Below are 12500 nucleotides of genomic sequence, written 5' to 3'. Positions count from 1 at the left end.
ACACCACAAAGTAAAGATAGAAGTCCCATGATTGCCCTATAACTGGAGGCTCCGGTGTCTGGTTCTGGTTCTGGAAGGGCTTTTCAATCCTTTGGCCGTTACTGTAGGTGTAGATGATCTTCTCCTTCTGGATGTTCAGGGTATTGCCCTGGATGGACCGGATTTTGAGTAGGATAAGAGCACTTTCCAGGGAGTTTCCCTCGTTTATTGTGTCGTAGAGTCCCTCCAGTTCTAGATCAGAACGGGCCACCCGGCTATCATTGTTAAGAAATTCAGATACCATGGTATCATTCATCTGGTTCACCTGCACCTCCTGGTAAACACTGGAAGGGACGGCATAGATGGAGCAGGTGCTTAACTTGTAAAAACTGAATTCTGATGAGTTTAAAACTTCCAGGGATGGATTGGGAGTGCCGTGAAGAATTAACACGTAATCGGGATAATCTTGAATGTTGGCTATCTGGTAACTGTAGGGTATGGTCTTTTCTCCAGGATTAACCACATCCGCGTAGGATGCTCCGTTGATAGATACCAGGATAAACAGTGCAACCATGAGTCCCGTGCAAACAACCTTGATTTTATCTTTTACCATTTACCCACCCCTGGCATTACTTAACATTAGTATAAGTATCTTAATGATTAGTAAATTATCATATCTCCTTAGTTCTATCATTTCGTGTTTTATACTCCTGCCACAGAATTATCAATCTTTTATCAATCTCTGGATTATCACCGAAATCAAGAATCCCAATCCCAGAACCAGAACAATGGTGGCACCGGAAGCCAGATTGAAAAGATAAGATAAATACAGGCCACCAGTGGTCAATATCATTCCCAGTATCACCGCCAGTACCATCATCCGCCCCATATGGTAGGTGTACTGTTTGGCAATAGCTGCCGGGATGGTTAAAAGGGCAATTACCAGTATTATACCCACAACTTTTATCATAACCACCACGGAGAGGGCAACCAGGGATAAGAGGAGTAGGTAGATGGCGGTGGTAGGCATGCCCATGACCTGGCTGAATTCTTCATCAAAGGATATTCCCTGGAATTCATTCTGGAATAAAATAACGGTGATAATGATGATTATATCCAGGACAAGCATTATCAGCAGATCACTGAAGGGTACAGTGAGAATGCTCCCAAAGAGGTAACTCATGAGATCCGGAACGTATCCCTGGGTTAAATTTATAAATATAATACCAATAGCCATTCCCAGACTCCATAGAATCCCAATGGCTGTATCTTCACTAATTTTTACCTTTTTACTGGTCACTCCCATGATTAGAGCAGAAGCTAAGCTGAAGGGTATGGCCGAGAGTATGGGATTAACTCCCAGGAAGTATCCCAGACCAATTCCCCCGAAGGCTGCATGAGATATGCCCCCGCTGATAAAGACTATGCGTTTAACCACGACGTAGGTACCCACCACTCCACAGGCCACGCTCACCAGGATAGCGGCCAGGAAGGCATTCTGCATGAAGGTGTACTCCAGAATTCCCGTCAATATATCATTTCCCTTCCTATTTTATTCCTTGTGTATTATTTCTGATTTATTTACGAAATTTGAACTTATATAATATTAATGGTCTTTTAATATGCGGTGGGGGATTCCATGGCTTATGTATCCAATGGGGCACTGATAAACCGCTTCCAATCCCTTTTCTGAACCCTCAACTGGCCCGTGGTAGTAAAGTTTCTGGTTTAAACAGGCGATGTTATCCACCTGAGTGGACACCGCTCCCACATCGTGACTGACCAGTACTATGGCCATTCTTTCCCTTAACCGGGCGAGGAGCTGGTAGAATGAGTTCTGCATTTTAGGGTCAATACTGGCCATGGGCTCGTCCAGGAGCAGTAATTTAGGCTGGCGCACCAGTGCCCGGGCAATGAAAACCCGTTGCATCTGCCCCCCAGAAAGTCTACTAATCTGGCGGTGGGAAAAATCACCCATCTCCACTTCTTCCAGGGCCTTTGCCACCATTTCTTTATCCTCCCGAGAATAATCCTTGAAAACCCCGTGGTACCGGCCAGATAACACGGTGTCAAAGACGTTTATGGGAAAGTCCGGATCGAAGGATACGTGTTGAGGGAGGTAGCCAATAGGGTTATGGGGATTTCCGGGTTGTTTGCCAAATACGGTTACCCTTCCGGTATCTGGCTTTAAAAGTCCCAATATAATCTTGAGGAGGGTGCTTTTACCACCCCCATTGGGGCCTATTATGGCCAGGAAATCATCATCACTAATGTTGAGGTTAACTTCCTGGAGAATGGATTGCTGGTTAAAGCTTACCGATACATTCTCCATTTCAACAATGTTTGTCGCCATTACACCATAACCTGTCTATTTATCATATCTCGAGGAGATCGTTTGAAAAATGAATATACCTTTATTTTAAGAACTGGCAAATGCTTCTGCCACCTTTTTCATGTTTTCCAGATAGTTCGGGCTGAGTGGATCTACAGAGACCACCTTGGCACCAATTTCACTGGCAATTGTCTGGGCGTTGGCCGTGGAAAACTCGGGAGAGGCGAATATTACCATAATACCTTCTTTACGGGCCGTGTCCACCAGTTTGACAATGTCCTGGGATGTGGGTTCCTTCCCTTCCTTTTCAATGGCTAGCTGCTGCAGATTATAATCTTTACAGAAGTAGGCCCATGAGGGGTGGTAAACCATTATGATGGTATTATTTTTACCAGATAGTGTTTTTGTGATGTTTTTATCCAGCTGGTCTAGCTCACTTAAATATTCATCCCTATTTTTAGTGTAATAATCCCTGTTTTTCGGGTCAACTTCTACCAGTTCCTGGTAAATGTTTTCCACCATTTTCTTGGCGTTTTTGGGTGAAACCCATACATGGGGGTCGCTTCCTGCTTCCGATTCGGCGGTGTTAGGGATAAGCTGGATTCCTGCAGAACTGTTAACTACCTTCATCTGGCGGTTCATGCTTCGCAGTTTATCCAACCAGGTTAATTCAAATTCCACGTCGGATCCTACCTGGAAATATATCCGGGCATTCTGGACCTGTTTCATCTGCTCCGCCAGGGGTTCGTAGGTGTGGGGGTCTGACCCGGGTGGTACCATGACCGTTACATTCACCCGGTCGCCACCCACCCTTTTTACAAATTCTTCCTGGGGCCCCACAGTAACCACGACCCCTATCTTGTCACTGGGAGAGGGGGTAGAATTACCGGTGGAGGTGTAAAAATAAAGAGTTATCGAAATGGCCAGAATTAATATTAGTAGGATTATAATCAGAATTTTTTTCCTTTCCATCATGGTACCAGAATAATAATTTATGACTTAATATCTGGTTTTATTAATATTTATAAATTTTCTTAATAAAATTTAGCAAGGTTTTTATATGATTTTATTAATATCCACAGTTATGGCCATTATCAGTGTGTCACTCGGTGATAAACTCCTGGAGGAGATAGATGCCCTGAAGGATGAAATCGGATTTTCAGGCCGATCTGAAATATTCAGAGCCAGTACTCGTCTTTTAATCGCTGATAATGATGAAAAAAAGAATTTGAAAGGCCATATTCATTCCATACTCATTTTGATCCATCCCCAAAAGTCAGAGGATAAGGTCACCCAGATCAAGCATAATTTTGAGGATATTATCAACACCCAGATACACAGTCACCTGCAGGAGAACCAGTGTCTGGAGCTTTTCATCCTGCAGGGTGATGCTGGCCGGATGAGGGAGCTTTCTCGTCTTTTAAACCGTAACATCAAATTCTTATACTCCAAACTGGTTCCTCTTCCTCAGGAATAATCAATGGGAAGCTAAGAACTATCATTTACATAGGAATAATCATTGATGGGGGGGGGCCTATTTAGAAGATTTATTCTTATTAAGAAACATATCCCATATAGAAGATCTACACCATAAAGAAGACCTATTCCTCTATTAGAAGATCTACTCCTATTTTAAAAGATTTATTAATTCTTCCGGGGTGTTAACTGGTGCCTGACAGGTGCCATCCCCACAGACATAGGCTGTGGCCTGGTTGCCTACCATGGTTTTATTCTCTAGAGAGGGAATGAGCTCTTTTATTAGATCATCACTGGATGATTTGAGTACCAAAACCACTTGGGGCAGATATTCTTTCTGTAAAGCTTTTAACATCCCCTGAGTATCCAGGCTGTCTTTTTCCCCCAGGATGGTGACTTCGAAGGAGGGACTGGTCTGGAACATGATGGCCGAAAGGAACATGGTGAAAGCAGCTGGTGTCTGCTTCATGGTAGGGGAGAAATACTTTTCCAGTGACTCGGAGGTTTCTCTGAAGTTATTCTCTCCGGTTAAAAGGTACAGTCTTTCCAGGTTCATCTGTTGCACTGAATTTCCAGAGGGGAGTGCTGTATCGTAGGCTTCTTTCTGCCTTACCAGGATTTGAGGGGCATGGTCAGGGGTGAAATAGTATCCACCTTCCTCATTGTCCCAGAAGTGTTTGGTAAGGGTCTGGTTAAGTTTTAGGGCTGCTTTTAAGTATTCTGCCTGGAATGTAGCCTGGTAAAGCTCCAGTAACCCCCAGATTAGGTAGGCATAGTCATCAAGGTTTCCCTCAATTGCCGATTCACCTTCACGCCAGCGATGCTTTAACCGGCCCTGACTGTGAAGATGAGTCATTATGAAGTCAACTGCCTCTCCTGCAGCCACCAGATAATCTTCCCTGCCAAATACTTTTCCAGCAATGGATAAAGCGGTGATAACCAGCCCATTCCAGTCAGTGAGTATCTTATCATCCTTACCGGGATGTATCCGTGCTTCACGTGCCGGGAAGAGTACTTCCCTGGCATGCTCCATCTTCCACCACAGCTGGTCTGAAGGTATTTCCAGTTCAGCTGAAATTTCATCCCAGGTTTTAGTTCGGTGTAGTATGTTTTTACCAGTTTTAATACCCCTGGCCTCATCCTTGAAGTTCCCTTCGGGGGAAATTGAGTAGACCGTCTGGAAGAGTGCTCCATCCTCAGGACCCAGTAGGTCCTGGATTTCTTCAGCAGTCCACAGATAGAACTTACCTTCTTCCCCCTCACTATCGGCATCCTCGGCAGAGTAGAAACCACCCTCTGGTGATCGCATGTCCCTTAAAATGTACTCCAGGACTTCTTCGGCAGTTTCCCGATATTCAGTTTCCCCGGTGGCCTGGTAGGCCTCGGTGTAGGCCATGGCCAGTAGGGCCTGGTCGTATAACATCTTTTCAAAGTGAGGGATGATCCACTGCTGGTCCACAGTGTAACGGTGAAATCCAAAACCGATGTGGTCATATATTCCACCTTTGCGCATGGCTTTTAATGTTTCCTGAATCATATTTAATGCTTCAGTTTCACCGGTTTGTTTCCAGTACCTTAAAAGGAAGAGGAGGTGGTGTGGGGTGGGAAATTTCTGGTTGGTTCCAAAGCCAGCGTATTGTTGGTCGAAGTTTTCCTGGAGTGAATGGTAGGTCTGGGTTATTATTTCTGGGGGTAAAGAGTCACCGGGCTTTCCCTGGGATATTTTTTCCAGGGAAACAGTTAATTCATCAGCGGATTTTAGGAGTTCGCCCTCCTGGTTTTCCCAAAGTTCATGGACGTTGAGTATGAGGTCTCTGAGGCCAGTTCCCCGGGGTCCGGTATCTTTGGGGAAGTAGGTGCCAGCGAAGAAGGGTTTCAAGTCAGGAGTCATGATGATAGTAAGGGGCCAGCCGCCACTGCCGGTGATCATCTGGCATACCGTCATGTAAATACTGTCAATGTCTGGTCTCTCCTCCCGGTCTACCTTAACTGGTACAAAGACTTGGTTAATGAGCTGGCCTATCTCCGGATCCTGGAATGATTCCCGGCTCATTACATGGCACCAGTGACAGGTGGAGTAACCAATGGAAAGGAATATTGGTTTATTCTCATCTTTAGCTTTTTGGAATGCCTCCTCACCCCAGGGGTACCAATCCACAGGGTTGTCTCTGTGCTGGAGTAGATAGGGGCTTTTTTCATCTTTAAGGTGGTTCAGAGTATTTTCAGATTCTGGGGAAGTGTCTTCAGACATTTTATCGCCGTCACATATGGGGGGGTGTTTCTAATGGAGAGTGTTTCTACCTAATTAATGCTTAGCTGTTTTAAATATAGAGAGTATTTAATGGGGGATATCACAGAGCAGGTTATCTCCCACTCCAACATTCTCTGCTTCAACTTCCCGTATTATGGTCACAATGGACTGGACTGGAAGTCCCAGTATCTCACTGGCAGTCTTGGCAAATTTATCTACCATCTCTTTTTTCTGTTCCTTGCTCATGGGAGGAACATCTATGGTTATAACTGGCATGTTTTTTTACCTCCAAAAAATCTTAGATTACACTATGTTTTTACAGAATCATAAATTTATTTGGAAAAAAACATAAAATGGATAACACATGAAATTGGCAAAAACATGAAAAATTCCATAAATATATTATTAGAAGAAAAGTTTTTAAGAAAAAGCACCCCATCTTAGTATTTTGGTATACATCTAACAAAGCATATTGCGATAATTTAACAGTATGCAAAAAGTGATGGGCAATTATTATTCTTTAATTCCTTGATAATTAAAATTTTTTAAACATCACCCTTGATTTAATAAGTTTTGTAGTATTAATATAACATGTTATATTAGTATAACAAAAATAATTTTTAATTTATTAAATTAAAATTAAAACCAATTTTTAGCTTGAATATCGAATATTGTTTTTTTTTCTATAGAAGTTCCACAGGATCTTGATCTTTGACTGACGGGTATTATTATGTAATTATAAATGGAATATTAATTACAGATAAAATTAAAGATCAAATTATAATATGAATAGTTATGATTCTATTGGAGTTATGTGGGGATATTAAGCAGCATTTCCAAGGAGGTTTCCATGAAAGATAATCCCGTGCAGGAGACAACATCAACTGATGATAAAAAACGGATCAAAGAGTTGGAGGCAAAATTAGCTAAAAATGAATCGGAGATCGAGTTTTTTAAAGACAAGATCAACACCAACCAGGAGATAATCCTGGATGTGATTGAAGAGAAAAAGCTGCTTAAAAAACAGATAGAAGAATTTGAACGCAAAGAACTGGATGTAAAACTCAACAACTACTTGGAACTCCAGCGTAAACATCACAAAGTTGAACACCGCCTCTTTGTAACCAAAAACCTCCTGGACGAGGCCCAAGCTGAACTGGAGTTTCGGGCCAAAATCATTGAGGAACTGGAAAACCAGGGAATAATGGATCTGGTCCTGGGGAGGTATCCAGAGAACTATCTGGAATATAAAAAGAGGGGTGAATAATTATTTTATTTATCAATTCTTACCCTAACCAACCTAACCAATATATACAATAATTTTTTTCATCGCCCCAGGATTCAAATTTTACATTCAAATTTTTTCCAAAATCTCACAATTTTTTTGATTCACAATTTTTTTTTGGATAGATTAAAAAAATTCACATGAGAGACTGATGGTAGAATAAAATTTTTTGTCCCTAAAAATAAAAAAACTAGAAAGTGGTGTAAAATGATCATCACATATAGCCTAACTAGTACAAACATCAGCAGTTTGGCTCATTTTAGCAAATCATTAGGAAATAATAGTTTCCTAGGAAAAATGATTACTTTACTCTGATTTTACTTCGTTAAACTGACCTATAACGAATTAAGATATTCTATGAGTTACAGGTTACTTCTGAAACTATGAGTTACAAGTTACCCTGAATCTTAAGGTAAAACATTACACCACAACGGTATCAAGAATCATATGAACTTACATATATCTGTTTTTCCGGTTCATTATTTTCTTTACCCGTTTTATGATATTACCTAAAGGTTGTAAACAGAGAGTAACCCGAAAAGCATCAACAAAATGCACCCACTATATATCCCAATTGACCAAAAACTTATGAATTCGAATGTTATTTCAACCGGGATTTACAAACAATATACTGCAGGATTAGATTTTATTAATTATTAGAAAAGAGGGTTTATTATGAAGCGAGATGTTATCCGGATCAATCAGGAAAAATGTAATGGCTGTGGTCTCTGTGTTACTGGGTGCCCCGAGGGTGCTCTGCAGGTAATTGATGGTAAGGCCCATCTCATCAGTGACTTATTCTGTGATGGGCTGGGGGCCTGTATCGGTGACTGCCCGGAAGGAGCTATAGAGATCGAGAGAAGGGAGGCTGAACCCTACGATGAATCTCGGGTTATGGAAAATATTACAAAAGCCGGACCCAATGTTATTAAGGCCCATTTGAAGCATCTGCACGAGCACGGTGAGACAAAATACCTGGAAGAAGCCATTAATGTTTTAAAGGAAAAAAATCTGGAAGTGCCTGATTATGAAGAGGATGCTCCTCTGGCCTGTGGCTGTCCGGGTTCTGCAATGCAGGTTCCAGAGCCCCAGTCCGGAGGAAGTGAATCTCCCCAGATTTTAAGTGCCGAACTGGGTAACTGGCCAGTACAACTGCAACTTTTAAACCCCAATGCCCCTTACCTGAAAAATGCAGACCTCCTCATTGCTGCGGACTGTGCGCCCTTTGCCTATGCCAATTTCCACCAGAGATTTTTAAAGGATAAGATTCTCATCATTTTCTGCCCCAAACTGGATCACACCATTGACCAATACGTGGAGAAGTTAAGTGAGATCTTCACCAAGCAGGACATAAAATCAATATCCATTGTGCACATGGAGGTTCCCTGCTGTTCCGGTATTGAAGTAATCGTTAAAAGGGCTCTGGAAAAGGCTCAGAAGAATATAATCATAAAGGATTACACTATCTCCATAAATGGAGAAATAATGTAGGTTAACTACAGATATAGTAATTCATTAACACGCCAGCAAAAGGAGTTGTAGAAAATGAAAGTACTGGGATTTGTGGGAAGTCCACGTGAGGATGGTAACACTAAAATCATGGTGGAAGAGGTGCTAGATGGTGCCCGGGAAGCAGGAGCGGAAACCGAACTTTTCAATCTGAACCAGATGGATATTGCTCCCTGCCAGGCCTGCATGCACTGCAAGGAAAACGAAGGAGAATGTGGGACTGACGACGATATGCAGACGGCTTATGCTCAGATAAGGGAAGCAGATGCCTTTGTACTGGGATCCCCGGTTTATATGTGGCAAATGAGTGCCCAGGCCAAGCTATTCACCGATCGTTTATATGCCAACTTCAAAACCGGGTTTGAGGATAAATACGGGCAAAAAGCAGTGGCACTGGTATTTTCTCAGGGAAACCCTGATAAGAACCTATTCCAAGAGTACTTCTACTACACCCAGAATATGTTCGAATTTCTGGGGTACAAGATGGTAGGTATGATTTCCTCCCATGATAACAGTATTCCCGGGGCGGTTGAAAACAAAAAAGAAGTATTAGACCAGGCCCGGGAACTGGGGATGAAATTAACCCAGGGATAGGGTCCGAAACTCAGAACAGCCTTTAACTATCCTTACTTTTTTCTAATAAATTAATGAACTGGTCCATGTCTTTAACATTGAACACGAATTTGTACCGGGCGTTAGCCCCCCGCATGGACATCAAACAGCTAACTGCAGATTCCCTCTGGTAATCATCGAAAATATTTTCAAACCAGTGGGCATCCTCCTCCTGTGAAAATGTTATCTCCATAACACTGGAATGCTTTTCTATAGTGCAGTTTCTGTCTTTAAGGATTTCTTTCAATTTTTCAACTTTCCTATCCTGCTCCATGGCCATCCCTCACCCACTCTCAATCTTGGCATGTACTCTATATTTAATTATCAACCCTATAACTAAATTTAGGTTATTTTGGGTATTAACATTCCTGTTTTTTCCATATACTCCTGGTATTCATCACCAAATTTGATGATCAGGTTATTTTCTTCCTTTTTGATCCTGATTATCAATCCCCCCACCAGGGCCATCAGGAATATCAATCCGTACCAGTTCCAGGAAATTACGGCCACTCCGGTAAACAGGATTAAAATAGAAAGGTAGAATGGGTGCCGAACCCGTGAATAAAGTCCGTCGGTGACCAGCTCCTGATTAGGTGTTGTTTTAGATAAAGGTACCCAGTTCTTACCTAATTCCTTCCGGACCACCAGGTTGAACCCCATGCCCACTATCATCAGTATAAAACCAGCAATTAATGGAATTGGCATGTAAAATCCAGGGTAAAGGGTGATTACCAGTGCCCCCATAATGCCTGCTTGGGGAATGGTGAGTAAAAAGGAGGTGTAATCCCTTTCTGCGATTACACTGGACCAACCCTTGATCTGGGCTCCGTAATGGTGAGAAACATAAAGGGAAGTAAAGCTGTAGCCCAAAAAGATCAGGAGGAACAGATACAGCAGGGTTTTATCCTCCAACAGGAGGTAGCTACATAAGATGGCTGCAGCCATGAATATGAATAGGATTTTATCCTTTTTTTCTATTTCAACCACCTGTGCATGAATTAATGATTTAAGTGAGTAATTTACTTTATTACTGAATTAACCAGGTTTAACTTCCGGATTGTTTTTCTTTGACCTTTTCTTCCCGGTAGACCTTGTAGGCGGCATAGGTTATCCCCAATATCATGGGTCCGATGAACAGTCCCGGTATGCCCATGGTCACTGCTCCGTAGATGAATCCCAGAAGGAAAACCAGGGGATGGACTTCGGAGTATTGAACTGATATTCGGGGGCGGATGTAGAAGTCGGTGGTGGTTTCAATGATCCACCCCAAGATAATCACCAGCACTCCCTGCATGGTGTTTCCAAGGAGTATGCTGAAAATCCCTATGGCCCCGTAAACGATCCACGGCCCGATTATGGGTATGAACATGGCTATTCCACTGACGATGGCCAGTAAAATTACGTAAGGGTAACCCAGGAAATAATAAACCACCCCAGATAGTATTCCCAGGATGGCAGCAGGTATAATGTTACCCACTATGATGCTTTTCAAGACATCATCAGCCCCCTTTATGACTTCCCGGTAGAAACCTTTATCCTTATCTGGAACCACGTCTTTTATGTATTGAACTATTTTATCCCCGTCCCGGGCAAAGTAGAAGATGGAAAAGATCAGTATGAGGACCTGAGCAGCGAGGGCCGGGATGGAACTGACCATGTTAATCAGGGAATTGGTAATGGCTGATAACAGCTGGGTGATCCCCGATCTTATGGCATCCGCTATTCCCTGGGACACTGTGGCAGAAAAACCCAGTTTTTGGACGGCATCGCTGATCAAACTGAAGTTTAAGGGATTATTTCCAGCTGTAGCCTGTAAAGATCCGAAAAGAGACACGGAAATGCCCAGGATCTGGGTGATGGTGAAGTACAGCAGTAAAACAATGGGTATGGCCAGCAAGATCATTCCCAGGGTGATGGCCAGTGTATTATATTTAACGTAGGGTTTGATTTTTTTGGCAATGAATCGAACGTAATAGGCCAGTATCGCCCCAAAGGCCACCATGGTTATGATGGGAGTTAAAACTCCCAGAGATAAAATGGTTAAAATCAGTAATAAGGGGAATATCGTTGACGAAGATATTTTTTTAATGTGGGAAATCATGGTACACACCCGGTAATTTTAGAATAGGTATTATTCCTCTAAATTTTCCCATTAATAGTTTTACTGTTGTTTTCAAAGCCCAAGCATAGTGATCCTCTAACAAAATACCATCTCTCCTAATTTTTTCTACCTCAAGTTTGAGGTTGATAGATAAGTTTCAGGGAGTACTGATCAAACCAATTTTATATTCCTTCCTCTCCCCAGGATAAGTAGGGCGGGAAAACTTTAAATACTAAACCGACTAATCAGTCTAGTAATTAAATAAAGTGAATTTAAGGATGTAGGCAAGTTGAAGGAAAAAGAACAGAAAATACTGGACACAGCCCTTCCACTCTTTGTAGAAAGGGGATTTCATGGTACTTCCACTGCGGAAATTGCAAAAACTGCTGGAGTGGCCACCGGTACCCTCTTCCACTATTTCAAGACCAAGGAAGATCTCATTGACCGTCTTTACATCTACACTAAAGAAAACATCTTAGAAGCCTCCCAGGGAGACTACGATGAGAGCAAATCATTTAAAGAAAATGTTAAATCCCTGTGGCTTAACTTTGTGAATTTTGGTATTGAAGAGCCTTACAAATTCAATTTTATAATGACCTTCCACTGTTCCCCCTACATAACATCATTCACCAAGGGGAGAATCGAGGAGAAGTTCGTGGACCTCCTGGAAGTCTATAAAAAGGGATTGAAAGAGGATGAAATCAAACCGGTATATGATGAGCTATTGATGGACTATTTTTGGGGAAACGTACTCAATACCATAACCCATTTTGAGAAAAATCCTGAAAAAAGAAAGAAAAATAATATTGAACTGGCATTTGAACTGTTCTGGGATGGAATATCTAAATAATGTATTTTTTTGGCAAAAGATTAGACTGACAGGTCAATCTAAAGGTGTTAACATGCAGTACAGGAAAATTGAAAAAAACGGCGATGAAATATCCGCACTGGGATA

General features: G+C 42.1%; 14 protein-coding genes (1 of these 14 running past the window's edge). 5 read left to right on the top strand and 9 right to left on the bottom strand.

What is annotated here, in order from left to right:
* The 4 genes from QC759_RS04565 to QC759_RS04550 all read right to left on the bottom strand — a co-directional run.
* Positions 1–592 carry the 5' portion of a hypothetical protein gene (locus QC759_RS04565; protein ID WP_048073153.1) on the bottom strand. Its footprint begins 59 nt before the window's first position, so 592 of the gene's 651 nt are visible here — the first part of the coding sequence; it begins with the start codon at positions 590–592; its stop codon lies off the left edge, out of view.
* Between the two features lie 111 nt (positions 593–703).
* Positions 704–1510, bottom strand: coding sequence for a metal ABC transporter permease (locus tag QC759_RS04560; RefSeq protein ID WP_048073152.1), 807 nt, complete (start codon positions 1508–1510; stop codon positions 704–706).
* A gap of 75 nt (positions 1511–1585) precedes the next feature.
* Positions 1586–2332 (bottom strand): metal ABC transporter ATP-binding protein, encoded by a 747-nt coding sequence (locus tag QC759_RS04555; RefSeq protein ID WP_048073151.1) that lies wholly within the window; start codon positions 2330–2332, stop codon positions 1586–1588.
* 66 nt (positions 2333–2398) lie between these two features.
* Positions 2399–3286 carry a metal ABC transporter solute-binding protein, Zn/Mn family gene (locus QC759_RS04550; RefSeq protein WP_048073150.1) on the bottom strand — a complete coding sequence of 296 codons (888 nt, stop codon included), beginning with the start codon at positions 3284–3286 and terminating at the stop codon, positions 2399–2401.
* Between the two features lie 85 nt (positions 3287–3371).
* Here QC759_RS04550 and QC759_RS04545 point away from each other — a divergent pair, with 85 nt between their 5' ends.
* On the top strand, positions 3372–3788 hold the full coding sequence (locus QC759_RS04545; protein WP_371855802.1) for a CopG family ribbon-helix-helix protein: 417 nt from the start codon (positions 3372–3374) through the stop codon (positions 3786–3788).
* 150 nt (positions 3789–3938) lie between these two features.
* Here QC759_RS04545 and QC759_RS04540 read toward each other — a convergent pair whose 3' ends face one another.
* Positions 3939–6038 (bottom strand): thioredoxin domain-containing protein, encoded by a 2100-nt coding sequence (locus tag QC759_RS04540; protein ID WP_048073149.1) that lies wholly within the window; start codon positions 6036–6038, stop codon positions 3939–3941.
* An 87-nt stretch (positions 6039–6125) separates the two neighbouring features.
* Positions 6126–6314 (bottom strand): 4-oxalocrotonate tautomerase DmpI, encoded by a 189-nt coding sequence (gene dmpI / locus QC759_RS04535; RefSeq protein WP_048073148.1) that lies wholly within the window; start codon positions 6312–6314, stop codon positions 6126–6128.
* Between the two features lie 574 nt (positions 6315–6888).
* Here dmpI and QC759_RS04530 point away from each other — a divergent pair.
* The 3 genes from QC759_RS04530 (at position 6889) to QC759_RS04520 (ending at position 9426) form a co-directional block, all read left to right on the top strand.
* Entirely contained in the window at positions 6889–7305 is a 417-nt protein-coding gene (locus QC759_RS04530; protein WP_231553494.1) for a hypothetical protein, read from the top strand.
* A 693-nt stretch (positions 7306–7998) separates the two neighbouring features.
* Complete coding sequence (locus tag QC759_RS04525) at positions 7999–8814, top strand: ATP-binding protein (protein WP_048071917.1); 816 nt, start codon at positions 7999–8001, stop codon at positions 8812–8814.
* 54 nt (positions 8815–8868) lie between these two features.
* Positions 8869–9426, top strand: a complete 558-nt coding sequence (locus QC759_RS04520) for a flavodoxin family protein (protein ID WP_048071918.1) — start codon at positions 8869–8871, stop codon at positions 9424–9426.
* Positions 9427–9448: 22 nt separating this feature from the next.
* Here the strand turns inward: QC759_RS04520 and QC759_RS04515 are convergent, their stop codons facing one another.
* From QC759_RS04515 to QC759_RS04505, 3 genes are all read right to left on the bottom strand, one after another.
* Complete coding sequence (locus QC759_RS04515; RefSeq protein ID WP_048071919.1) at positions 9449–9724, bottom strand: hypothetical protein; 276 nt, start codon at positions 9722–9724, stop codon at positions 9449–9451.
* 62 nt (positions 9725–9786) lie between these two features.
* Positions 9787–10431, bottom strand: a complete 645-nt coding sequence (locus QC759_RS04510) for a methyltransferase family protein (protein ID WP_052659940.1) — start codon at positions 10429–10431, stop codon at positions 9787–9789.
* Positions 10432–10489: 58 nt separating this feature from the next.
* Positions 10490–11545: an AI-2E family transporter gene (locus QC759_RS04505; protein ID WP_048071920.1), complete on the bottom strand. Its 1056-nt coding sequence runs from the start codon at positions 11543–11545 to the stop codon at positions 10490–10492.
* Positions 11546–11834: 289 nt separating this feature from the next.
* Here QC759_RS04505 and QC759_RS04500 point away from each other — a divergent pair, with 289 nt between their 5' ends.
* Positions 11835–12395 carry a TetR/AcrR family transcriptional regulator gene (locus tag QC759_RS04500; RefSeq protein WP_048071921.1) on the top strand — a complete coding sequence of 187 codons (561 nt, stop codon included), beginning with the start codon at positions 11835–11837 and terminating at the stop codon, positions 12393–12395.
* The last annotated feature ends 105 nt before the right edge of the window (positions 12396–12500 follow it).

The organism is Methanobacterium formicicum (assembly GCF_029848115.1).
In the GTDB taxonomy this organism is placed as follows: Archaea; Methanobacteriota; Methanobacteria; order Methanobacteriales; family Methanobacteriaceae; genus Methanobacterium; species Methanobacterium formicicum.
This window is presented reverse-complemented; position numbering and strand designations above follow the sequence as displayed.

Coding starts and splice junctions, on each gene's coding strand:
- dmpI (WP_048073148.1), bottom strand. CDS start 6,314: ATGCCAGTTATAACCATAGATGTTCCTCCCATGAGCAAGGAACAGAAA.
- QC759_RS04550 (WP_048073150.1), bottom strand. CDS start 3,286: ATGATGGAAAGGAAAAAAATTCTGATTATAATCCTACTAATATTAATT.
- QC759_RS04525 (WP_048071917.1), top strand. CDS start 7,999: ATGAAGCGAGATGTTATCCGGATCAATCAGGAAAAATGTAATGGCTGT.
- QC759_RS04545 (WP_371855802.1), top strand. CDS start 3,372: ATGATTTTATTAATATCCACAGTTATGGCCATTATCAGTGTGTCACTC.
- QC759_RS04530 (WP_231553494.1), top strand. CDS start 6,889: ATGAAAGATAATCCCGTGCAGGAGACAACATCAACTGATGATAAAAAA.
- QC759_RS04540 (WP_048073149.1), bottom strand. CDS start 6,038: ATGTCTGAAGACACTTCCCCAGAATCTGAAAATACTCTGAACCACCTT.
- QC759_RS04515 (WP_048071919.1), bottom strand. CDS start 9,724: ATGGCCATGGAGCAGGATAGGAAAGTTGAAAAATTGAAAGAAATCCTT.
- QC759_RS04520 (WP_048071918.1), top strand. CDS start 8,869: ATGAAAGTACTGGGATTTGTGGGAAGTCCACGTGAGGATGGTAACACT.
- QC759_RS04505 (WP_048071920.1), bottom strand. CDS start 11,545: ATGATTTCCCACATTAAAAAAATATCTTCGTCAACGATATTCCCCTTA.
- QC759_RS04555 (WP_048073151.1), bottom strand. CDS start 2,332: ATGGCGACAAACATTGTTGAAATGGAGAATGTATCGGTAAGCTTTAAC.